The following is a 20,910-nucleotide window of genomic DNA, read 5'->3' on the forward strand; positions in this document are numbered from 1 at the left end:
CTCTCAGCCCAGCAGGACGTCGTCGTCGCCCAGCCGCTTCAGCTCGCGGTAGAGGATGGCGAGGCCGGTGGCGATGGCGGCGGCGGACACGGCGGCGTCGATCAGGCGCAGCGTGTCGCTCTCCGTGCGGGCCTTCCTGGCCTGCTTGGCGACACTGACCGCACCGAACGCGGTGGTGGCCATGGACAGGTACAGACCTGACTTGGACTTCTTGAAGTCCTTGGCCTTCGACAGCTTGCTCACAGCGACGGTGCCTCCTCCAGGAGCGGGTGCCCCCACTTTTCCACGAAGGCCGCCTCGACGGCCGCCCCGACCTTGTAAAGACGGTCGTCCTTCAGTGCCGGGGCGATGATCTGCAGGCCCACCGGGAGGTTGTCCTCCGGGGCCAGACCGCACGGCAGCGACATGGCCGCGTTGCCCGCGAGGTTGGTGGGGATGGTGCACAGGTCGGCGAGGTACATCGCCATCGGGTCGTCGGCGCGCTCGCCGATCGCGAAGGCGGTGGTCGGGGTCGTCGGGGAGACGATCACGTCGACCTGCTCGAAGGCCTTCTCGAAGTCGCGCGTGATGAGCGTGCGGACCTTCTGGGCGCTGCCGTAGTACGCGTCGTAGTAGCCGCTCGACAGGGCGTACGTGCCGAGCATGATGCGGCGCTTGACCTCGGGTCCGAAGCCCGCCTCACGGGTGAGGGAGGTGACCTCCTCGGCGGAGTGCGTGCCGTCGTCGCCGGTCCGCAGGCCGTAGCGCAGGCCGTCGAAGCGGGCGAGGTTCGAGGAGCACTCGGACGGGGCGATCAGGTAGTACGCCGACAGGGCGAGGTCGAAGGACGGGCAGTCCAGCTCGACGATCTCGGCGCCCAGCTCCTTCAGCACCTCGACGGACTCGTCGAAGCGCTGGATGACGCCGGCCTGGTAGCCCTCGCCGCGGAACTGCTTGACGACGCCGACGCGCATGCCCTGCACGCTGCCGTTGCGGGCGGCCTCGACGACCGGCGGGACCGGGGCGTCGATGGAGGTGGAGTCGAGCGGGTCGTGCCCGGCGATGACCTCGTGCAGCAGGGCCGCGTCCAGGACCGTGCGGGCGCAGGGGCCGCCCTGGTCGAGGGAGGAGGAGAAGGCGACCATGCCGAAGCGGGAGACCGCGCCGTACGTCGGCTTCACGCCCACCGTGCCGGTGACGGCGGCCGGCTGGCGGATGGAGCCGCCGGTGTCGGTGCCGATGGCGAGGGGGGCCTGGAAGGAGGCGAGCGCGGCGGAGGAGCCACCGCCCGAACCGCCGGGGATCTTGGTGAGGTCCCACGGGTTGCCGGTCGGCCCGTAGGCGCTGTTCTCCGTCGACGACCCCATGGCGAACTCGTCCATGTTGGTCTTGCCGAGGATGACGACGTCGGCGGCCTTGAGGCGCTTGGTGAGCGTCGCGTCGTAGGGCGGGATCCAGCCCTCGAGGATCTTCGAACCGACGGTCGTCGGAATGCCCTCGGTGGTGAAGATGTCCTTGAGCGCGAGCGGGACGCCGGCCAGCGGGCCGAGCTTCTCGCCCTTGGCGCGCTTGTCGTCCACGGCACGGGCCTGGGCGAGGGCGCCCTCGCGGTCGATGTGCAGGAAGGCGTGCACCTTCTCGTCGACGGCCTCGATCCGGGCGAGGTGGGCCTCGGTGACCTGGACGGCCGTGAGCTCGCCGGAGGCGATCTTCTCGGCCGTCTCGGCGGCCGTGAGCTTGATGATGTCCGTCATGGCGATTAGTCCTCCCCCAGGATCTGCGGCACCTTGAAACGCTGCTGCTCCTGGGCCGGGGCGCCGGAGAGCGCCTGCTCGGGGGTGAGCGACGGACGGACCTCGTCCGCCCGCATGACGTTCGTCAGCGGGAGCGGGTGCGAGGTCGGCGGTACGTCTTGGTCGGCGACCTCGCTGACGCGGGCGACCGCGCCGATGATGTCGTCCAGCTGTCCCGCGAAGTGTTCGAGCTCTTCGGGCTTCAGCTCCAGACGCGCCAGCCGGGCGAGGTGGGCGACCTCCTCGCGCGTGATGCCAGGCATGCAGCGATCCTCTGGGGTGAGTGTGTGGTTCGGGGCGGGGCCAGTCGTCACATTCTCGCGATCGACGGGATTGTGACGGCTGGCCCCAATCCTATGGGGCGGGGAGCGGTGGCCGTGAAACGGTTTCCCCCGCCCCGTTCGTGGTCACCCGCGGCGCCCGTCCCGGACCTCGCTCTTCATGAAGGGGTTGTCGTAGAGGTCCTGCACCTCCAGCAGGCTCTCCACGGTGGCCTCCGGCGACATGTCTCGGACCCCCGGTGCGAGATCGGTGTCGGCGTGCTCGGACGAGGAACAGCAGGACGGCACTGATGAAGACCAGGACCGCCGTGGCGAAGTGGATCCCGAAGGCCACGGTCTTCGCGCCGCCGTGCCGCAGCACCATCAGTGTGTCGAAGAGCGGGATGAGCGCCACGGCGAGCATGAACCAGACCTCGGCGCGGGCCCCGGCAGCGGCTACCGCCGCGTGGGCGCGACCGGCCACGACGGCGCCGCAGCCGCCGCACCACCTCTCGCGGCACTTGCCTACTCGGCGGCCGGCAGTGCCGCACGCGGCCGCTGCCAGCCTCGCGACCCTCGCGCCAGCAGCCATGCCGTGGTCTCCTCCGGCGGCATCGCGGCGGCCACCAGCCAGCCCTGTACGGCGTCGCAGCGCAGGTCGCGCAGCCGCTCCCAGGTCTCGTCGTCCTCGACGCCCTCGGCGACCACGAGCAGACCCAGCGAGTGCGCCAGATCGACGGTGCAGCGCACGATCTCGGCGTCCTCGTTGTCCACCGCCAGCCGGGCCACGAACGACCGGTCGATCTTCAGCTCGCTCACCGGCAGCCGTCTGAGATGCACCAGGGAGGAGTAGCCCGTGCCGAAGTCGTCCAAAGACATCTTCACGCCGTGCCCGGTCAGCCCGGCCAGCGTGTCCGCGGCCCGCTGCGGGTCCTCCAGCAGGACGTGTTCCGTTATCTCCAGTTGCAGCGCTCCCGCCGGGACACCGTGCCGGGCGAGCCGCGCGGCGACGGAGCCCGCGAAGCCGGGGGTGTGGACGTCGCGCGGGGAGACGTTGACCGCCACGGGGACATGCAGCCCCTGGGCCCGCCAGCGCGCGACCTGAGCGAGCGCGGTCTCCAGCACGTACTCCGTCAGATGCGGCATCAGGCCAGAGGACTCGGCGATCGCTATGAACTCGTCCGGCGGCACCTTCCCGCGCTCCGGGTGCACCCACCGGACCAGAGCCTCAAGACCCGCCACCTGGCCGTCGAAGCGGACCTTGGGCTGGTAGTGCAGTTCGACCTCGTGCGCGTCGAGGGCGCGGCGCAGATCGCCCAGCAGGCCCAGCCGGTCGGGGGTGTTCGAGTCGCGCTTGGACTCGTAGACCTCGACGCCGGTGCGGTCCCGCTTCGCCTGGTACATCGCCACGTCCGCGCGCCGCAGCAGCCCCTCGGCGTCGAGGGCGTGGTCCGGGAACACGGCGACGCCGGCGCTGGCCTCCAGGACCAGGGTGAGGCCGTCGAGGTCGAGCGGGGAGCTCAGGGCGGTGACAAGACCGCGGGCGACCCGGGTCGCGGACGTCGTGGAGTCGGCGACCGGCAGTAAGACGGCGAACTCGTCACCGCCGAGCCGCGCGGCCTCCGCCCCTCGCGGCAGGGCCAACCGCAGCCGGTCAGCTATCTGCAACAGCAGCCGGTCACCGGCGAGATGACCGAGCGTGTCATTGACCGATCGGAACCGGTCGAGGTCGATCAGCATCAGGGCGGACCGGGCGCCGATGCGCTCGGCGTCGTCCAGTGCGGTCCAGATGCGTTCCAGCAGCCACTGCCGGTTGGGCAGCCCGGTGAGCGGATCGCGCAACTGCTCCTCCGCCCGGGCCCGGGCTATCCACAGGGTGGAGTCGAGGGCGACGAGCGGAATGGCGAACAGCGGCAGCAGCAGCGGCTTGGCGATGGCGACGACGCACACCAGCGGTGCTATGCCCAGCAGCGCGACCGCGACCAGGCCCTGCCGGACGAGCGCGGTGCGCTCCACGGTGGGCAGGCCGCCGCGCGGGGCCTGGAGGTACCAGAGCAGGACCCGGGTGACCGCGAGGTAGGCGGCGGCGACGAGCACCACGCCGGGCGCGGTGTAGAGCGTCCAGGTGTCCGGGTTCCAGGGGGTCTCGACGGTGGGCACCCGGCCGAAGGCAGCCAGCACCAGGGCTCCGGCGGCGATGCCGAGGATGTCCACCGCTCCGTGCAGCACGCCCTGGCGCCAGCGGTTGCGGCGGGCCACGCCGACCAGGACGACGACGGTGAGGCTGACCATGCCGGCCGGCACCCAGCCGTACAGCATCAGCACGGCGAGGGTCAGCGCGGCGCCGGAGCCGGTGCCGCCCCACCAGCGGGCGCGGCCGAGGGCGACCAGATGGCCGACGATGACGCCGGTCAGCACGGCCAGCGACCAGCCGACCGTGCCCGACGGGAAGAGGGCATGATGGTCCGTGAACGCCCGGTAGAACCCGGCGCCGAGGACGAACCCGGCCGCCGCGACGACCGCCGCGGGCAGCGCGGGCCAGGACAGATGGCGTTCGTGGTCGGGGTGCGCCGGCCCGGCAGCCGGCTCGACGCCGATCTGTACGGCGGTGCGGCCGTCCGGCACGGTGCGCGCCCCCGCGACTCTTTCCGCCCGCGAACGCTCCGCGGTCCGCGCCGCCCACCCTCGCCATGCGCCGGTCAGCCGGCGCAACCGTGAGTGCGGGGCGGCGCTCTCGGTCGGTTCCATTCCCGTCCCTCTCACAGCCGGCGGTGCCCACGCCACGCGGCCCGATGCCCGAAATCGACCTTCAACGGCACCGCGTCGGAAAGCCCTTCCCCTCACCCTTCAAAGCCCTTCAAGAGCAAGGGGATGCCCCAACCGCAGCTGGGCACGGCAGGCGCACATCTCAACAGTAGGCCGCAGAAGGCTTCCACGGGCAGCGGTCGTCGACGGTTGCCCGAATGCGCCCCAGCCACCCGTATGCATCTGATATGCGCCGATCGGGGCACCTTCAACCGTTACTCCTCCACGGGGAGGGCAACTTCGGCCGCCGCTTCCGGCCCCTGTTCCAGCAGGACATTGAAGCCGTCCTCGTTCAGGACAGGCACCTTCACCTGCATCGCCTTGTCGTACTTGGATCCGGGGTTGTCACCCACCACAACAAAAGATGTCTTTTTCGAAACGGAACCGGTTACTTTCGCTCCGCGGCTCTGGAGCGCTTCCTTGGCCACGTCACGCGTGAAGTGCTCCAGTGTGCCGGTGACGACGACCGTGAGCCCCTCCAGCGGACGCGGCCCCTCGTCCTCCCCGGAGCCCTCCTCCTCCATGCGGACGCCGGCCGCCCGCCACTTGCGCAGGATTTCCTGGTGCCACTCCTCGGCGAACCACTCCTTGAGCGAGGCGGCGATGATCGACCCGACGCCGTCGGTGTTCGCCAGCTCCTCCTCGCTCGCCTGCTCGATGCGTTCGATGGAGCGGAACTCACGGGCCAGCGCCTCGGCGGCGACCGGGCCCACGTGACGGATCGACAGGCCGGTGAGGACGCGGGCCAGCGGGCGTTCCTTGGCGGCGGCGATGCACTCCAGCATCGAAACCGCGTTCTTCTTGAGCTCTCCCTGCTGGTTGGCGAAGACCGTGGCGATCTTCTCCTCGCCGGTCTTCGGGTCGCGCTTGGGCAGGCCGCTGTCCTGGTCGAGGACGTACGCCCTGATGGGCAGCAGCTGCTCGGCACTCAGGTCGAACAGGTCGCCCTCGTCCGTCAGCGGCGGCGGTGGGGGTGCTCCCTGCTCGAGCGAAGCCGAGAGCTCGGGGGAGGGCTCCAGCGGCTTGGTGAGCGCGGCCGCGGCCACATAGCCGAAGTGCTCGATGTCCAGCGCCTTGCGGCCCGCGAGGTAGAACAGCCGCTCGCGCAACTGGGCCGGGCAGGAGCGGGCGTTCGGGCAGCGCAGGTCGACGTCGCCCTCCTTCATGGGCCTGAGCGCCGTGCCGCACTCCGGGCACTCGGCCGGCATCACGAACTCGCGCTCGCTGCCGTCGCGCAGGTCGACGACCGGTCCGAGGATCTCCGGGATGACGTCACCGGCCTTGCGCAGCACCACCGTGTCGCCGATGAGGACACCCTTGGCCTTGACCACGTCCTGGTTGTGCAGGGTGGCGAACTCGACCTCCGAGCCCGCGACCGTGACGGGCTCGACCTGGGCATAGGGCGTGACCCGGCCGGTGCGGCCGACACCCACACGGATGTTGACGAGCTTGGTGTTGACCTCCTCCGGCGCGTACTTGTACGCGATGGCCCAGCGCGGGGCGCGCGAGGTCGAGCCGAGGCGGCCCTGGAGCGGGATCTCGTCGAGCTTGACGACCACCCCGTCGATCTCGTGCTCCACGGAGTGCCGGTTCTCGCCGTAGTACGCGATGAACTCACGGACGCCGTCGAGGTCGTCGACCACACTGTTGTGCCGGGAGGTGGGCAGGCCCCAGGACTTGAGCAGGTCGTACGCCCCGGACAGCCGGGACAGGCCCTCGAAGCCCTCCAGGGCGCCGATGCCGTGGACGACCATGTGCAGCGGAAGGGTCGCGGTGACCTTCGGGTCCTTCTGCCGCAGTGAACCCGAGGCGGAGTTGCGCGGGTTGGCGTAGGGCTTCTCGCCGGCCGCGACCCGGCGGGCGTTGAGCGCCTCGAACGCCTCCATCGGGAAGTAGACCTCGCCGCGGATCTCGACGAGCCCGGGGACGTGGTCGCCGGTCAGCCGGTGCGGGATCTCCGCGATCGTCATCACGTTGGGCGTGATGTCCTCACCGATCCGGCCCGTGCCGCGGGTGGCCGCGCGGGTCAGCCTGCCGTTCTCGTACGTCAGGTTCACCGCGAGGCCGTCGACCTTCAGCTCGCACAGGAAGTGGTACCCGGGAGTGCCGACGTCCTTGTGGACGCGCTCGGCCCAGGCGGCGAGCCCGGCGTCGTCGAAGACGTTGTCGAGGGAGAGCATGCGCTCGCGGTGCTCGACCTCGGCCAGGTCGGTCTCGAACTCGACGGACACCTTCTGCGTCGGCGAGTCCGGGGTGCGCAGCTGCGGGTACTCGTCCTCCAGCGCTTCGAGGGTGCGCAGCAGCTCGTCGAACTCCGCGTCGCTGACGACCGGGGCGTCCTTCACGTAGTACCGGAAGCGGTGCTCCTCGATCTGCTCAGCGAGCTTCGCGTGCTGCTCCCGTGCCTCGGTGGGCACCGTCGTCTCCGCTTGCTTGTCGCCGGCCACCGTGTTTCCTCCCGTTACTCTGGGTTGTCCGCGAGGGATCTCGCCGCCCGGACGCAGTGGGCGAGAACCTTGCGCGCGTACTCGGGAGAGGCCCCCGCGAGTCCGCACGACGGCGTGATGGTGACCGCCTCCGCGAGAAGCCCCGGTGACAGTCCCAGCCTGCGCCACAGCGTCCTGACACCCATGACGCTACCGGCAGGGTCTGACAATGGGCCGTCCGTGCCCGGGACGACACCGGTGAAGAGCCGGGTTCCCGATTCCACCGCCTCGCCGATCGCGTCGTCGTCACGCTCGGTGAGGAGGGAGAAGTCGAAGGAGATCGCCGCCACGCCCGCCCGGCGCAGCAGGACGAACGGGACGTCCGGTGCGCACGAGTGGACCACGACGGGCCCGTCGCCGTGAACCCCGACGACGTCGCGGAGCGCGGCCTCCACGATCTGCCGGTCCACGGCACGGTATGTCCGGTATCCGCTGGCGGTCTTCACCTGCCCGCGCAGGACGGAGGTGAGGGACGGCTCGTCGAGCTGCAGCACGACCCGGGCGCCGGGCACGCGGCGGCCGACCTCCGCGAGGTGCCGGCGCAGTCCCTCGGCGAGCGAGGCGGCGAGGTCGCGGCAGGCACCGGGGTCGCCGAGCGCGGCCTCGCCGTTCTTCAGCTCCAGCGCGGCGGCCAGGGTCCAGGGCCCCACGGCCTGGACCTTGAGCTGCCCCTCGTAGTCCTGGGTGAACTCCTCCAGCGCGTCGAGGTCCTCCCCCAGCCAGGACCGGGCCCGCCTGGTGTCCCGCCCCGGGCGGTCCCCGATCCGCCAGCCGCTGGGCTCCACGCGCGCGTACAGCTCGACGAGCATCCCGGCGGTCCGCCCGATCATGTCGGCACCGGGCCCGCGGGCGGGCAGTTCGGCGAGGAACGGGAAGTCCTCGAAGGACCCGGTGACGGTCTTGGCGGCTTCCCGGGCGTCGCCGCCCGGCATGGAACCGATGCCGGTGGCGGGGGCGAAGGCGAACGGGCTGTTTTCACTCACCCGGGAAGCCTATGCAACCCCGCGCACCGGACTTCAACCGTCCGGCCCGTTCGGCCTCGGCCGCACCGTCAGTCCGATCGGCGTCAGCGCCCCGGCCGGGCCCGTCAGGTCGATCTGTGTCAGCGCCCCGGCCGCACCGTCAGGTCGTTGACCTCGGCATCCCTCGGCAGGTCCAGGGCCATCAGGATCGCCGTCGCCACCGACTCGGGGTCGATCCACTTCGCGGCGTCGTACTCCTTGCCCTCCTGCTGGTGGACCTTGGCCTGCATGGGACTCGCCGTGCGGCCGGGGTAGACCGAGGTGACGCGGACGCCGTTGCCGTGCTCCTCATGGCGGAGCGAGTCGGCGAGAGCCTTCAGGCCGTGCTTCGACGCGGCGTAGGCGGACCAGTCGGCGTGCGCGTTGAGGCCGGCGCCGGAGTTCACGAAGATCACGTGGCCGCGGGTGGTGCGCAGCTGCGGGAGGAAGTGCCGGGTCAGTTCGGCCGGGGCGATCAGATTGACGTTGAGCTGGTGACGCCAGGTCTTCGGGGTCAGGTCGCCCACCGGGCCGAGGTCGACGACCCCGGCGATGTGCAGCAGGGAGTCCACCCGGTCCGGGAGCGACTGGTGGGAGAAGGCCCAGGACAGCTTGTCCGGGTCCGCCAGGTCGCCGACGAGCGTCCGCGCGCCGGGGAACTCCGCCGCCACTTCCTTCGCTCGGCCCGCGTCGCGCGCGTGGAGCACGAGTTCGTCCCCGCGCGCGTGCAGGCGGCGGGCGACGGCCGCGCCGATGCCGGATCCGGCTCCGGTGATCACATGTGTAGCCATGCCCGCCATGCTCGCATCAGCGGGGATTCACTCCACGCCCCGGTCCGCGGCGGGAGCCCCTGACGTCACAGCCTCCAGGTACGCCAGCGCCCCGACGGGCTCCTCGGCGAAGAACACCAGGTCGGCCAGCGGACGAGGCAGGAAGCCCTCGTCCTCCATGCGGCGGAACTGCTCCTTGAGGCCGTCGTAGAAGCCCGCGGTGTTGAGCAGGACCACCGGCTTGTCCGTGTGGCCGTGCTTCTTCAGCTCCAGGATCTCGGTGGCCTCGTCGAGCGTGCCCGTGCCGCCGACCATGATCACCACGGCGTCGGCCTTCTCCAGCAGCAGCCGCTTGCGCTCGGCGAGGTCCTTGGTGACCACCATCTCGTCGACGCCCGGGCGGACCTTGGCGGCCAGGAACTCCACGGAGACCCCGACGAGCCTGCCGCCCGCCTCCTGCACGCCGTCCGCGACGACCTTCATCAGTCCGACGTCGGAACCGCCCCAGACGAGCGTGTGACCCCCCTTGCCCAGCAGTTTCGCGAACTCGCGCGCGGGGCGCGTGTAACGGTCGTCGAGGTCGGCGGCGGAGAGGAAGACGCAGATTCGCATGCGGCCACCGTACGCGGGAAGAACCGGCCGCCCGCGAGCGCTTTCGCTGTCATGGCTGATGGACACACGATCACGATCGAGCAGGGCACGCGACGCGTGCGGGCCGTGCACGGCGACCAGGTCCTCGCGGAGAGCGACCGCGCCCTCGTCCTGCGCGAAACGGGCTGTCCCCCGCGCTACTACATCCCCGCCGAGGACGTACGGCTGGAGCTGCTGACCCCCTCCGACACCCACACGTACTGCCCCTTCAAGGGAACGGCGTCCTACTGGTCGCTGCCGGGCGCGACGGACCTCGTCTGGTCCTATCCGGACCCGAAGCCGGACGTGGCAGAGATCAAGGACCACCTCTGCTTCTACGAAGTCGAAGTGTCGTGAGCGATTAGTTTCGCGCCGTACGGCAATCTCCACAGACATGGATAAGAACACCAAGTCGGCCGACGGCACCTCCATCGCGTACGAGACCAGCGGTGACGGCCCGGCGGTGATCCTCGTCAGTGGGGCGATGTCCACCGGGGGCACGGTGGCGCCGCTGGCCGTGCCCCTGTCGAAGCACTTCAGAGTGGCTGTGTACGACCGGCGCGGGCGCGGCGCGAGCGGTGCGGCGTCGCCGTACGCGGTGGAGCGCGAGGTCGAGGATCTCGCCGCGCTGATCGACGCGCTGGGCGGCGAGGCGGCGCTGTACGGCACGTCCTCGGGCGGCGCGCTGGTGCTCCGGGCGGCGGCGAGCGGGCTGCCGGTGCGTCAGGTCGCCGTCTACGAGGTGCCGTTCGCCGTGTACGAGGGCGGTGCGCAGGAGCGCGCCGAGTACACCGAGCGGCTGACCGAGGCGCTGGACGAGGGCCGCCGCGGGGACGCCGTCGAGCTGTTCCTGCGGCTGACCGGGATGGCCGAGCAGATGATCCAGGGCGCCCGCCAGTCCCCCATGTGGGCCGGCATGGAGACGATCGCGCCCAGTCTGGCCTACGACAACGCCGTCATGGGCGACGGTCTGGTGCCCCGGGACCGGCTCGCGTCGATCACCGCGCCGGTGCTGGCCGTCGCGGGCAGTGCGAGCCCCGCGTGGATGCACGAGGCGGCACGCGCGGTCGCCGAGACGGTGCCTGGCGGGTCGTACCGGAGCCTTGAGGGGCAGACCCACATGGTGGAGCCGGACGTGCTGGCGCCGGTGCTGACGGAGTTCTTCGCGAAGTGACGCGGAGGCCCGGCCTGCCGAAGTGACCGGGCGACTCGCCGGACGAAGTGACCGCGCGGGACGTCGGCCGAGATGACCCGACGACCCGCCCGACAAAGTGACCGCACGGCACCTCCGACCCAGATGACCCGACCACCCGCCCGACAAAGTGACCACGCGGCACCGTCGACCGGAGTGACCGCGCGGCCCCGCCGGCGTCGGGCCGTCGCCTCAGACGGCCGTCGGTGTCGCCCGTACCGTGGACGCGATCGTCGCCGAGCCCACCACGCGCGTGTCGGCGTACAGGACGATCGCCTGGCCGGGGGCCACTCCGCGGACGGGCTCGGTGAAGGTGACCTCCAGGGAGCCGTCGATCAGCTCGGCGGTCACCTCGGTCTCGCCGCCGTGGGCGCGCAGCTGGGCGGTGTAGGTGCCGGGGCCGGTCGGGGCGGCGCCGCACCAGCGGGGCTTGATGGCGGTGAGGGCGCCGACGTCCAGGGAGGCCGCCGGGCCGACCGTCACGGTGTTGTTCACCGGCGAGATGTCGAGGACGTAGCGCGGCTTGCCGTCGGGGGCCGGGGTGCCGATGCGCAGGCCCTTGCGCTGGCCGATGGTGAAGCCGAACGCGCCCTCGTGCGTGCCGAGCTTGGCGCCGGACTCGTCGACGATGTCGCCCTCGGCCTTGCCGAGGCGGTGTGCGAGGAAGCCCTGGGTGTCGCCGTCGGCGATGAAGCAGATGTCGTGCGAGTCGGGCTTCTTCGCGACCGCGAGGCCACGGCGCTCGGCCTCCGCGCGGATCTCGTCCTTCGTGGTCAGCGTGTCGCCGAGCGGGAACATCGCGTGCGCCAGCTGCTTCTCGTCCAGGACGCCTAGGACGTACGACTGGTCCTTGGCCATGTCGGAGGCGCGGTGCAGCTCGCGGGTGCCGTCGTCGTTCAGCACGACGGTGGCGTAGTGCCCGGTGCAGACGGCGTCGAAGCCGAGGGCCAGCGCCTTGTCGAGGAGGGCCGCGAACTTGATCTTCTCGTTGCAGCGCAGGCACGGGTTCGGGGTACGGCCGGCCTCGTACTCGGCGATGAAGTCCTCGACGACGTCCTCGCGGAAGCGGTCGGCGAGGTCCCACACGTAGAACGGGATGCCGATGACGTCGGCGGCACGGCGGGCGTCGCGGGAGTCCTCGATGGTGCAACAGCCCCGCGCGCCCGTGCGGAAGGATTGAGGGTTCGCGGAGAGCGCGAGGTGGACGCCGGTGACGTCGTGGCCCGCTTCGGCCGCGCGGGCGGCGGCGACGGCGGAGTCGACCCCGCCGGACATGGCGGCGAGGACGCGGAGGGGGCGGGAGGGCTGCGCGGTGTCAGTCATAACCCTTCCAGGGTACGGGGGCGCGGGAACCAGGGCCCCCGGGTATCCGTTGACGATCACATGGGACAGCGGAAGGCTCCGAAGGACGGCGACCGGAAGGTCGGGCGTCGTGCGTTGCTCATCGGCGGGACGGCGGCCGCGGTGGGCTCGGCCGTGCTGGCCCGGGACGAGTTGGCGCGCCTGTGGTGGCGGGTGCCGGGCGTGGAGAAGCCGCGCAAGGAGGGCGAGGTCGACTTCGCGGGCGCGCGCTGGGTGGCGGCGTCGGACGCGAACTGGCGGCGGGCGGACCGGCCCGACGACTACGGCATTGACATGGTGGTCATCCATGTCACCCAGGGCAGCTTCGACAGCGCGGTGAAGGTGTTCCAGGACCCGGAGCACGGGGCGGCCGCGCACTACATCGTCCGCAAGGACGGCCGCATCACGCAGATGATCCGCGAGCTGGACGTGGCGTACCACGCGGGCAACCGCGACTACAACGAGCGCAGTGTCGGCATCGAACACGAAGGCTTCGTGGAGCGCCCGCAGGACCTCACGGACGAGATGTACGAGGCGTCGGCGCGGCTGACGGCCCGGATATGCGCGCGCTACGACATCCCCGTCGACCGCGAGCACATCATCGGGCACGTGGAGGTGCCGGGGACCGACCACACGGACCCGGGAAAGCACTGGGACTGGGACCGGTACATGAAGCTCGTACGAGCGGCGCACACGGCGCCCGCATAGCGCTCCCGTGAGACCGGCCGGCGCTCCGCGAAAGACAGTCCGGCACTCCGCGGGAGACCGGCCGGCACTCCGCGGGAGACAGTCCGGCACTCCATGGGAGACCGGCCGACGCTCCATGCCACACCGGCCAGCGCTCCATGGGGCCCGTCCGGCGCACCATGCCACAACGGCCGACGCTCCATGCGACACCGTCCGGCGCACCATGCGACACCGGCCAGCGCTCCATGCCACACCGTCCAGCGCACCACGCCACACCGGCCAGCGCTCCAAGCGACACCGGCCGACGCACCATGGGGCCCGGCCGACACACCATGCGGCCCGGTCGACGCTCCATGGGACCCGGCCGGGGCCCTAGGTCAGACCGGCCGCCCGCGCGCGTTCCACCGCCGGGCCGATCGCCTTGGCGACCGCTTCGACGTCGGCCTCCGTGGAGGTGTGGCCGAGGGAGAAGCGCAGGGTGCCGCGGGCCAGGTCGGGGTCGGTGCCGGTGGCCAGCAGGACGTGGCTGGGCTGGGCGACGCCCGCGGTGCAGGCGGAGCCGGTGGAGCACTCGATGCCCTGGGCGTCCAGCAGCAGAAGCAGGGAGTCGCCCTCGCAGCCCGGGAAGGTGAAGTGGGCGTTGGCGGGGAGACGGCCGCCGGGTGCCGGGTCACCGCCGAGGATCGCGTCCGGGACCGCCGTACGGACCGCATCGACCAGGGAGTCGCGCAGGGCGCCGATCTCCCGGGCGAACCACTCGCGTTGTCCGGAGGCGAGGCGGCCGGCGACCGCGAAGGAGGCGATGGCGGGGACGTCGAGGGTGCCGGAGCGGACATGGCGCTCCTGGCCGCCGCCGTGCAGGACGGGTACGGGGGTCTGGTCGCGGCCGAGCAGCAGGGCGCCGATGCCGTACGGGCCGCCGATCTTGTGGCCGGAGACGGTCATGGCGGCGAGGCCGGACGCGGCGAAGTCGACGGGGACCTGGCCGAAGGCCTGGACGGCGTCGGCGTGCAGGGGGACGTCGAACTCGGCTGCCACGTCGGCCAGTTCGCGGATCGGCATGACGGTGCCGATCTCGTTGTTGGCCCACATCACGGTGGCCAGGGCGACGTCGTGGGGGTCGCGGGCGATCGCTTCGCGCAGGGCGTCCGGGTGGACGCGCCCGTGGGAGTCGACCGGGAGGTACTCGATCGTGGCGCCCTCGTGCTCACCCAGCCAGTGGACGGCGTCCAGGACGGCATGGTGCTCGACGGGGCTGGCCAGGACGCGGGTGCGGGTCCTCGCCGGGTCGGCGTCGCGGCGGGACCAGTACAGGCCCTTGACCGCGAGGTTGTCGGCCTCGGTGCCGCCGGAGGTCAGCACGACCTCGCTGGGGCGGGCGCCGAGCGCTTCCGCGAGGGTCTCGCGGGCCTCCTCGACGGTGCGCCTCGCGCGGCGGCCGGATGCGTGGAGGGAGGAGGCGTTGCCCGTGACGCTCAGCTGGGCGGTCAGTGCCTCTGCCGCCTCCGGGAGCATGGGGGTCGTCGCGGCGTGGTCGAGGTAAGCCATGGTGGCCACGATTCTAAAGGGCGCCGGTAAGGGGCCTTGTGTCAAGGTCGGCCGGTTGCGGCCGGGGGTGCCCCTACGGCTTCCCCACTGGAGTCGGTGCTCTCGTCGCCCATGCGACGACCGCCCCTAGAAGCTCCAGGACAGCGTGCTGTCCATCTGGATGAACGCCAGCAGGACCAGCAGGTCGGCGACGCCCAGCCCCATGCCCAGGTACGCCCGGCCCTTGCGGCCGGTGCCGCGCCACAGGGCCGCGGCGGCCAGGACGATGGCGGTCGGGCCGAGGAACACGTTGAAGACCAGCAGACCGAGCAGGCCGAGGATGAAGGACGCCACGGCCATGCCGTCGGCGTCACGGGTGCGGCTGCGCGCGCCGGAGCGGGCGGTGGCCGGTGCGGTGAGATGCATGGGTGTCAGCTCCTGTGTGTCGGTTCGGTCCGGCCGGCGAAGTCGACCGGTGGAGTCAGTCGCGACGGGCGTGCCGCTCTCGGGCGGCGAAGACGGCCAGCCAGACGGCGATCACGCCGGCGGCGACGACGGTGAAGGCGAGCGGTGCGTGGGCGACGGTGCCCAGCATCACGCCCAGCAGCAGGAGCGCTGCGACGAGGAACAGCATGAGTCGGATCCCCCTCCGAGATCTCTTGCGACGATCTCTCTCGTTGCATTCTCTCTCTCGTTACATTTGAGTGAACAGTTGTAGTAACAACTGTTCACTGACTCCAAGTCTAGCGTGTCCCACGGCTTTTCAATTCCAGAGAACAGTTGTTAACTGCATGGCATGAGTCACACCCTCGGCCTTCGGCAGGCCCAGAAACAGAAGACCCGACAGGCGCTGCTGGACGCGGCGTTGGGACTGCTGGAGGAGCAGAGCCTGAGCAGCCTGGGCCTGCGCGAGGTCACCCGCGCGGTCGGCGTCGCCCCGACCGCCTTCTACCGGCACTTCCGCTCCACGGCCGACCTCGGCGTCGCCCTCGTCGAGGAGGCGCTGGGCAGTCTGCACCCGATGATCCGCACGATCGTCTCCTCGGTCGGCGACAGCGACCGACGCATAGAGCGGGCCGTCGAGCTGATCGCCGGCCATGTCGAGACGCATCCGGCGCATGTGCGCTTCATCGCCCGCGAGCGGCACGGCGGGGTGCAGTCCGTTCGGGAGGCGATCCAGGACCAACTGGCCCGGTTCGCGGGCGAAGTGAAGGAAGCGCTCGCCAAGGACCCGCTCTCCGAGGGCTGGAACGACGAGGACCTCCTCATGCTCGCCCACCTCTACGTCGACCAGATGCTGATCACGGCCTCGCTGTTCCTGGACGCGCTGGAGGCCCGGGAGGACGAGCGGCACCGTGTCGCGCAGGCCGCGACCCGCCGGATGCGGCTGATCAGCATCGGCCGGGAGCACTGGCTGGACTGAGCCCGGGGAGCACGAACAGGGCGGCACCCCCGGCAACCGGGAGTACCGCCCTCATCCGTGCCGTACCGCGTCGCGCGTCAGCCGTCGGTCGCGGAACCCGCCACGCCCGGCGCGCCACTCGGGGCACCACTCGGGGCGCCACTCGGGGCGCCACTCGGCGCCGACCCGCCACCCGGACCACCGCCGCAGCCGCCGCCCGGTCCCCCACCGGGAGCACCCTGCCCCCCGCCCGGAGCACCACTCGGAGCACCACTCGGCGCACCGCCCGGAGCACCGCTCGAAGCACCACTGGGCGCACCCGAAGGCGCACCACTGGGCGCCCCCGACGGCGCACCGGAGGCACCGGGAGCACCAGCCGCACCGGCCGAGGCCGCACCCGACGGCGCCCCGCTCGGCATATCCGAGGCCGCACCCGACGGCGCCCCGCTCGGCATGTCCGAGGGCGCGCCCGAAGGCTGCCCGCACGACTGCCGCTGCCCGGAACCGCCGCTGTTCGACGTCGACGAAGAGTCGCCGGACCCGCAGGCCACCAGGGCCAGGGGCGAGAGCGCCAGCAGGGCCACGGCGGGGAGGAGACGCGCACGCTTCATGAGAGACCGCTCCATGGAGGATGAGAAAAGTCCTGGAGCGGGAACTCAACCAACCCCGGCCAGGGCCCACCTGAGGATCCGCTGTCGGCGGCCTGTGCGCCTACCGGGCTGCCACCGCGGTTCGTGTGCGGCCGCGGGTCACCCGTGGCTTGTCGCGCCGTTCCCCGCGCCCCCGAAGGGCGCGTCTCAGCTGAGCCGTGCTCTCGCCAGCTGCCTCGACTGGGCCACCAGCCGGTCGGCGCTGTCCCAGACCTCGGCGTCCTCCTCCAGGAAGCCGCCCGCGAGGTTGCGGGTGGTGACCGACACCCGCAGCGGGCCGGGAGCCGGGCGGCAGCGTATGTGGGCGGTCAGCTCGACCGTGGGGACCCAGCCGGAGATGCCGATCTCGAAGGCGGTCGGCGGCAGCGCGTCCACCGCGAGGAGCAGCGAGAAGGGGTCGGCGGCACGGCCGTCGGCCAGGCCGAACCAGGCGCGCATCTCGCCCCGGCCGGAGGGCTGCCCGAGCGCCCAGCCCAGGGTGGCCGGGTCGAGCTTGAGCATCAGACGGTCGGTGATCGCCGAGCTGCCGTCGACGGGGGCGGGACCGTCCTCGGGGCCGAAGCAGTGTTCCATCGGCGGGATCACGGGCGGCCTGGCCGTCGTACGGACGTCGTCGGGGAGGGAGTCGAGGTCGCCGTAGGAGGCGAGGACGCGGATCCGCTCGACCTCGCGGCCCTGCTCGTCGTACTGGAAGAGCGAGGCCTGGCCGGTCGACAGGGTCCGGCCCGTGCGCACCACGTCCGTGCGGACGACCGCCGGGCCCGGCTGGGAGGCGGTGAGGTAGTGCGCGGAGATCGTGAACGGGTCGGCGTGCGGCAGGGCGTCCGCGAGGGCGCGGCCGAGGACCGCCAGCAGATAGCCGCCGTTGACGGCGCTGATGATGGTCCAGCCGGCGGAGAGGTCGATGTCGTAGACGCCGGGTTCGCGGCGGGTGAGCGCGGTGTCGCGGTCGAACTCGCTGTCGCCGATCGTGGCCCGCTGGGCCGTCGGGGCGGGGGCTGCTTCTGGCATGGATGAACCGTACAACAGCTAACTACTAAGCGGTAGCTTTGGAATCTGGTGAGATCCGGGCAACTTTTCGGCAAGTGTCCGGCTCGTCCGAAACCCGGGGCCCGATCTCCCCCTCTATCAGGACATGAGTCTCACCGGGGCCCCGTTCCTCTACACACTCGTCGTCCTGTGCGTCGTCGCCGTGGCGCTGCCGCTCGCCCTGTGGTCACGGGTGGGCGGCCCCAAGGTCGTGCGGGGCGCCGCCCGGGTGCTGATGGTGCTGTTCGCCCAGGGCACGGCCGTCGCGCTGGTCTTCACGCTGGTCAACAACTCCAACCAGCTGTACGACAACTGGGGCGACCTGCTCGGCTCCAGCGACCATGTGCACGAGGCCGCCGATCTCGGGGCGAGCGGCACGGGCGGGATCGCGCTGGAGAAGCTGCCCAAGGTCCGGCAGACCTTCAAGCAGGCGAAGGGGCCCGGCATGCGCGCGGAGGGCGGAGTGCTCGTCACGCACCTCAAGGGCCGGGTGTCCGGAGTGCACGCCGAGGTCCACGTCTGGCTGCCGCCGCAGTACCACCAGCCCGCCTACCGCAACCACAGGTTCCCGGTCGTCGAGGTGCTGCCTGGCTATCCGGGCTCGTCGAAGGCCTGGTACGGCACGATGGACGCGGCCCAGCAGCTGGCGCCGCTGATGCGCAGCGGGCAGATCGAGCCGTTCATCATCGTCTCGCCGCGCACCGCGCTGCTGCCCGGCAAGGACACCGGCTGCGCGAACATCCCGGGCAAGGTCAACGCCGACAGCTGGCTCAGCGTCGACGTGCCGAAGATGGTCCGGGACAACTTCCGGGCGCAGGCCGCGCCGGACGGCTGGGCGGTGGCCGGGTACTCGGCGGGCGCGCACTGCGCGGCGAAGCTCGCCGTCGCCCACCCCGACCGCTACCGGGCCGCGGTCAGCATGTCCGGCTACAACGACCCCGCCGCGGTGCCCCAGTCGCTGGCCGGCAGGTCCCCGGCGCTGCGGGCCGCGAACAACCCCTGCGAATTGCTGAAGGACTCCCGCATCCCGCCGCGCGTCGCGCTGTACCTGTCCGGTCAGCCGAACGACGGCTACGAGGCGGCCATGGCCCTCCAGCGGATCGCGAAGGCGCCCACGACCGTGAACGTCGTGTTCGTCCCGACGGACGCCGGCGGCCACACCATGGCGCTGTGGAAGCCGCAGGTCGTGCCCGCCTTCCGCTGGCTGACCGAGGTGATGGGCGACGAGCACCGCACCGGCACGGCGCCCGGGACTACTCCTCTCGCACCGTCGACCGCCGGTTCCAGGCACGCGGAGCTCGCCAGTGGAAGCGCATCGCCAGCAGACGCAGCACGAAGGCCGTGACGGCCGCGAGCGCACTGGTCAGCGGGTTCAGGGCGTCGTAGTGGATGCACAGAACGGTCATCGTGGCGCCGACGATCGCCGGGACCGCGTACAGGTCACGGTCCCAGCGCAGCAGTGACGGCACCTCGTTGGCCAGGACGTCACGCAGCACACCGCCGCCCACGGCGGTCGCCAGGCCCAGGGCGACGGAGGCGGTGAGGTTGAGGCCGTAGTCGTACGCCTTCGCCGTCCCGGCGACGCAGAACAGGCCGAGGCCCGCCGCGTCGAAGACGTTCACGCCGGTCTGGATGCGCTCCACGTGCGGGTGGAGGAAGAAGACCAGGAGAGCTGCGAGCAGCGGGGTGAGGAAGTACCCCAGGTCCGTGAACGCGGCCGGGGGCACGGCCCCGATGACCACGTCCCGGAACAGCCCGCCGCCCAGGGCCGTGACCTCGGCGAGTACGGCGATGCCGAAGACGTCGAAGTTCTTGCGGACGGCCAGCAGGGCGCCGGAGATCGCGAAGACGAAGATGCCGATCAGGTCGAGCGTGTGCTGGACGGACGGGCTGAACAGTTGCTGGAACACCCGTACATTCTCACCCAGCACAGAGCCCCCGCCTTGCAAAGGAAGGCAGGGGCCCGGCTTGGGTTACTTCTCGGTGGTTTCGGAGGACGGCTCCCCGGCCTGCTCCTCGGAGGTCGCCTCAGCCTCGGAGGTCGCCTCAGCCTCGGATGTCGCCTCAGCCTCGGATGTCGCCTCAGCCTCGGATGTCGCCTCAGCCTCGGATGTCGCCTCAGCCTCGGAGGCCTCGTCCTCAGCGACCGATGTGTCCTCGGCCACGGCGTCCTCGGCCTCCGTGGCCGTGACCTCCGCCGCGACCGCCGCCGACGTGGCCGCCGACTCCGTGAGCACCTCGTCGGCCAACAGCTCCGCCGCCTCCTTGGCCACCGACAGCAGGACGGTCTCCTGCGGCTGCTGGTCCTCGAAGTTCTCGGGGTGGTGGCACGCCACACGCCGGCCGGGCAGCAGCTCCAGCAGCGGCGGCTCCGTGGTCTTGCAGACCTCCGTCGCCTTCCAGCACCGCGTGTGGAAGCGGCAGCCGCTCGGCGGCGAGATCGGCGAGGGCACGTCGCCGCGCAGCAGGATCCGCTCGCTCTTGGTGCCGCGGCGCTTGGGGTCCGGGATCGGCACCGCCGACATCAGGGCCTTGGTGTACGGGTGCATCGGCGCCGTGTAGAGCGACTCGCGGTCGGCGAGCTCGACGATCTTGCCGAGGTACATCACCGCGATGCGGTCCGAGACGTGCCGTACGACGGACAGGTCGTGGGCGATGATCACGTACGTGAGGCCGAGCTCTTCCTGGAGGTCGTCCAGCAGGTTCACGACCTGCGCCTGGATCGACACGTCCAGGGCGGAGACCGGTTCGTCGGCCACGACCAGCTTCGGGTTGAGCGCGAGGGCGCGCGCGATGCCGATGCGCTGGCGCTGACCGCCGGAGAACTCGTGCGGGTAGCGGTTGTAGTGCTCGGGGTTCAGACCGACCACCGACAGCAGCCGCTGGACCTCCTTCTTCACCCCGCCCTCCGGCATGACGCCCTGGAGCTTGAAGGGGGCGCCGACGATCGTGCCGATGGTGTGCCGCGGGTTCAGCGAGGAGTACGGGTCCTGGAAGATCATCTGCACGTCACGGCGCATCGGGCGCATCTGCCCGACGCCGAGGTGCGTGATGTCCCGGCCCTCGAACTCGACCGTGCCGCCGGTCGGTTCGAGCAGCCTGGTGATCAGCCGGCCCATCGTCGACTTGCCGCAGCCCGACTCGCCGACGACGCCCAGCGTCTCGCCCTTGCGGACCTCGAAGTCGAGGCCGTCGACCGCGCGCACCGCGCCGGTCTGCCGCTGGAGCAGCCCCTTGCGGATCGGGAAGTGCTTCTGAAGGCCCTTGACCCTCAGCAGGACCTCGCCGTCGGCGGCGCCGTCCTTCGTGAGGGTGTCGCTGTCCTTCTGCGCGGGGATGTTCACCGCTTTTTCGTCGC

Annotated in this window: 20 protein-coding genes and 1 pseudogene; 5 read left to right on the forward strand and 16 right to left on the reverse strand. The window is 71.3% G+C overall.

Features of this window, described 5'->3' with window-relative positions; genetic code table 11:
* Positions 1-3 precede the first annotated feature (3 nt).
* The 9 genes and pseudogenes from AC3ETA_RS38530 to AC3ETA_RS38570 form a co-directional block, all read right to left on the reverse strand.
* On the reverse strand, positions 4-243 hold the full coding sequence (locus AC3ETA_RS38530) for a hypothetical protein (RefSeq protein ID WP_432197557.1): 240 nt from the start codon (positions 241-243) through the stop codon (positions 4-6).
* A complete protein-coding gene (gatA, locus tag AC3ETA_RS38535) occupies positions 240-1,733 on the reverse strand; it encodes an Asp-tRNA(Asn)/Glu-tRNA(Gln) amidotransferase subunit GatA (protein ID WP_432197558.1) in 1,494 nt (497 codons plus the stop codon). The genes AC3ETA_RS38530 and gatA overlap by 4 nt, the downstream gene beginning before the upstream one ends.
* Before the next feature lie 5 nt (positions 1,734-1,738).
* Positions 1,739-2,035: an Asp-tRNA(Asn)/Glu-tRNA(Gln) amidotransferase subunit GatC gene (gatC, locus tag AC3ETA_RS38540; protein ID WP_007384860.1), complete on the reverse strand. Its 297-nt coding sequence runs from the start codon at positions 2,033-2,035 to the stop codon at positions 1,739-1,741.
* A gap of 283 nt (positions 2,036-2,318) precedes the next feature.
* A pseudogene (locus AC3ETA_RS38545) lies at positions 2,319-2,498 on the reverse strand (DUF4267 domain-containing protein); the annotation flags it as partial.
* Positions 2,499-2,557: 59 nt separating this feature from the next.
* Positions 2,558-4,780, reverse strand: a complete 2,223-nt coding sequence (locus tag AC3ETA_RS38550; protein ID WP_432197559.1) for a putative bifunctional diguanylate cyclase/phosphodiesterase — start codon at positions 4,778-4,780, stop codon at positions 2,558-2,560.
* A gap of 272 nt (positions 4,781-5,052) precedes the next feature.
* The gene (gene ligA, locus AC3ETA_RS38555) at positions 5,053-7,284 is read right to left on the reverse strand and encodes an NAD-dependent DNA ligase LigA (protein WP_432197560.1); all 2,232 of its coding nucleotides are present in this window, start codon (positions 7,282-7,284) and stop codon (positions 5,053-5,055) included.
* A 14-nt stretch (positions 7,285-7,298) separates the two neighbouring features.
* The gene (locus AC3ETA_RS38560) at positions 7,299-8,306 is read right to left on the reverse strand and encodes a methionine synthase (protein ID WP_432197561.1); all 1,008 of its coding nucleotides are present in this window, start codon (positions 8,304-8,306) and stop codon (positions 7,299-7,301) included.
* A 119-nt stretch (positions 8,307-8,425) separates the two neighbouring features.
* The gene (locus AC3ETA_RS38565) at positions 8,426-9,124 is read right to left on the reverse strand and encodes an SDR family oxidoreductase (protein WP_432197562.1); all 699 of its coding nucleotides are present in this window, start codon (positions 9,122-9,124) and stop codon (positions 8,426-8,428) included.
* A gap of 18 nt (positions 9,125-9,142) precedes the next feature.
* A complete protein-coding gene (locus tag AC3ETA_RS38570) occupies positions 9,143-9,706 on the reverse strand; it encodes an LOG family protein (RefSeq protein ID WP_432197563.1) in 564 nt (187 codons plus the stop codon).
* Between the two features lie 51 nt (positions 9,707-9,757).
* On the opposite strand from AC3ETA_RS38570, the gene AC3ETA_RS38575 reads away from it, so the two are divergent.
* The gene (locus AC3ETA_RS38575) at positions 9,758-10,081 is read left to right on the forward strand and encodes a DUF427 domain-containing protein (RefSeq protein ID WP_432197564.1); all 324 of its coding nucleotides are present in this window, start codon (positions 9,758-9,760) and stop codon (positions 10,079-10,081) included.
* Between the two features lie 37 nt (positions 10,082-10,118).
* The gene (locus AC3ETA_RS38580; RefSeq protein ID WP_432197565.1) at positions 10,119-10,898 is read left to right on the forward strand and encodes an alpha/beta fold hydrolase; all 780 of its coding nucleotides are present in this window, start codon (positions 10,119-10,121) and stop codon (positions 10,896-10,898) included.
* Between the two features lie 210 nt (positions 10,899-11,108).
* Here the strand turns inward: AC3ETA_RS38580 and mnmA are convergent, their stop codons facing one another.
* Positions 11,109-12,239 (reverse strand): tRNA 2-thiouridine(34) synthase MnmA, encoded by a 1,131-nt coding sequence (gene mnmA / locus AC3ETA_RS38585; RefSeq protein ID WP_432197566.1) that lies wholly within the window; start codon positions 12,237-12,239, stop codon positions 11,109-11,111.
* Between the two features lie 60 nt (positions 12,240-12,299).
* Between mnmA and AC3ETA_RS38590 the strand changes: the two genes are divergently transcribed.
* Complete coding sequence (locus AC3ETA_RS38590) at positions 12,300-12,965, forward strand: N-acetylmuramoyl-L-alanine amidase (RefSeq protein WP_432197567.1); 666 nt, start codon at positions 12,300-12,302, stop codon at positions 12,963-12,965.
* Between the two features lie 351 nt (positions 12,966-13,316).
* Here the strand turns inward: AC3ETA_RS38590 and AC3ETA_RS38595 are convergent, their stop codons facing one another.
* The 3 genes from AC3ETA_RS38595 to AC3ETA_RS38605 form a co-directional block, all read right to left on the reverse strand.
* Entirely contained in the window at positions 13,317-14,492 is a 1,176-nt protein-coding gene (locus tag AC3ETA_RS38595) for a cysteine desulfurase family protein (RefSeq protein WP_432197568.1), read from the reverse strand.
* A 126-nt stretch (positions 14,493-14,618) separates the two neighbouring features.
* Complete coding sequence (locus tag AC3ETA_RS38600) at positions 14,619-14,897, reverse strand: DUF4190 domain-containing protein (RefSeq protein ID WP_432197569.1); 279 nt, start codon at positions 14,895-14,897, stop codon at positions 14,619-14,621.
* 55 nt (positions 14,898-14,952) lie between these two features.
* Positions 14,953-15,105 (reverse strand): hypothetical protein, encoded by a 153-nt coding sequence (locus AC3ETA_RS38605; protein ID WP_432197570.1) that lies wholly within the window; start codon positions 15,103-15,105, stop codon positions 14,953-14,955.
* A 162-nt stretch (positions 15,106-15,267) separates the two neighbouring features.
* On the opposite strand from AC3ETA_RS38605, the gene AC3ETA_RS38610 reads away from it, so the two are divergent.
* A complete protein-coding gene (locus AC3ETA_RS38610) occupies positions 15,268-15,894 on the forward strand; it encodes a TetR family transcriptional regulator (protein ID WP_432197571.1) in 627 nt (208 codons plus the stop codon).
* Between the two features lie 776 nt (positions 15,895-16,670).
* Here AC3ETA_RS38610 and AC3ETA_RS38615 read toward each other — a convergent pair.
* Positions 16,671-17,534, reverse strand: a complete 864-nt coding sequence (locus AC3ETA_RS38615) for a thioesterase family protein (RefSeq protein ID WP_432197572.1) — start codon at positions 17,532-17,534, stop codon at positions 16,671-16,673.
* 124 nt (positions 17,535-17,658) lie between these two features.
* Between AC3ETA_RS38615 and AC3ETA_RS38620 the strand changes: the two genes are divergently transcribed.
* A complete protein-coding gene (locus tag AC3ETA_RS38620; RefSeq protein ID WP_432197573.1) occupies positions 17,659-18,897 on the forward strand; it encodes an alpha/beta hydrolase in 1,239 nt (412 codons plus the stop codon).
* On the opposite strand, the gene AC3ETA_RS38625 is transcribed toward AC3ETA_RS38620, so the two are convergent.
* Positions 18,806-19,462: a trimeric intracellular cation channel family protein gene (locus AC3ETA_RS38625; RefSeq protein ID WP_432197583.1), complete on the reverse strand. Its 657-nt coding sequence runs from the start codon at positions 19,460-19,462 to the stop codon at positions 18,806-18,808. The genes AC3ETA_RS38620 and AC3ETA_RS38625 overlap by 92 nt on opposite strands.
* 63 nt (positions 19,463-19,525) lie before the next feature.
* Positions 19,526-20,896, reverse strand: coding sequence for an ABC transporter ATP-binding protein (locus AC3ETA_RS38630; RefSeq protein ID WP_432197584.1), 1,371 nt, complete (start codon positions 20,894-20,896; stop codon positions 19,526-19,528).
* Positions 20,897-20,910: the final 14 nt, after the last annotated feature.

Source organism: Streptomyces sp. bgisy027 (assembly GCF_057710365.1).

Excerpts from the sequence above, each read along its gene's own strand:
- gatA (WP_432197558.1), bottom strand. The coding sequence starts at position 1,733 with ATGACGGACATCATCAAGCTCACGGCCGCCGAGACGGCCGAGAAGATC.
- gatC (WP_007384860.1), bottom strand. The coding sequence starts at position 2,035 with ATGCCTGGCATCACGCGCGAGGAGGTCGCCCACCTCGCCCGGCTGGCG.
- AC3ETA_RS38550 (WP_432197559.1), bottom strand. The coding sequence starts at position 4,780 with ATGGAACCGACCGAGAGCGCCGCCCCGCACTCACGGTTGCGCCGGCTG.
- AC3ETA_RS38565 (WP_432197562.1), bottom strand. The coding sequence starts at position 9,124 with ATGGCGGGCATGGCTACACATGTGATCACCGGAGCCGGATCCGGCATC.
- AC3ETA_RS38570 (WP_432197563.1), bottom strand. The coding sequence starts at position 9,706 with ATGCGAATCTGCGTCTTCCTCTCCGCCGCCGACCTCGACGACCGTTAC.
- AC3ETA_RS38575 (WP_432197564.1), top strand. The coding sequence starts at position 9,758 with ATGGCTGATGGACACACGATCACGATCGAGCAGGGCACGCGACGCGTG.
- AC3ETA_RS38580 (WP_432197565.1), top strand. The coding sequence starts at position 10,119 with ATGGATAAGAACACCAAGTCGGCCGACGGCACCTCCATCGCGTACGAG.
- mnmA (WP_432197566.1), bottom strand. The coding sequence starts at position 12,239 with ATGACTGACACCGCGCAGCCCTCCCGCCCCCTCCGCGTCCTCGCCGCC.
- AC3ETA_RS38590 (WP_432197567.1), top strand. The coding sequence starts at position 12,300 with ATGGGACAGCGGAAGGCTCCGAAGGACGGCGACCGGAAGGTCGGGCGT.
- AC3ETA_RS38595 (WP_432197568.1), bottom strand. The coding sequence starts at position 14,492 with ATGGCTTACCTCGACCACGCCGCGACGACCCCCATGCTCCCGGAGGCG.
- AC3ETA_RS38600 (WP_432197569.1), bottom strand. The coding sequence starts at position 14,897 with ATGCATCTCACCGCACCGGCCACCGCCCGCTCCGGCGCGCGCAGCCGC.
- AC3ETA_RS38605 (WP_432197570.1), bottom strand. The coding sequence starts at position 15,105 with ATGCTGTTCCTCGTCGCAGCGCTCCTGCTGCTGGGCGTGATGCTGGGC.
- AC3ETA_RS38610 (WP_432197571.1), top strand. The coding sequence starts at position 15,268 with ATGAGTCACACCCTCGGCCTTCGGCAGGCCCAGAAACAGAAGACCCGA.
- AC3ETA_RS38615 (WP_432197572.1), bottom strand. The coding sequence starts at position 17,534 with ATGCCAGAAGCAGCCCCCGCCCCGACGGCCCAGCGGGCCACGATCGGC.
- AC3ETA_RS38620 (WP_432197573.1), top strand. The coding sequence starts at position 17,659 with ATGAGTCTCACCGGGGCCCCGTTCCTCTACACACTCGTCGTCCTGTGC.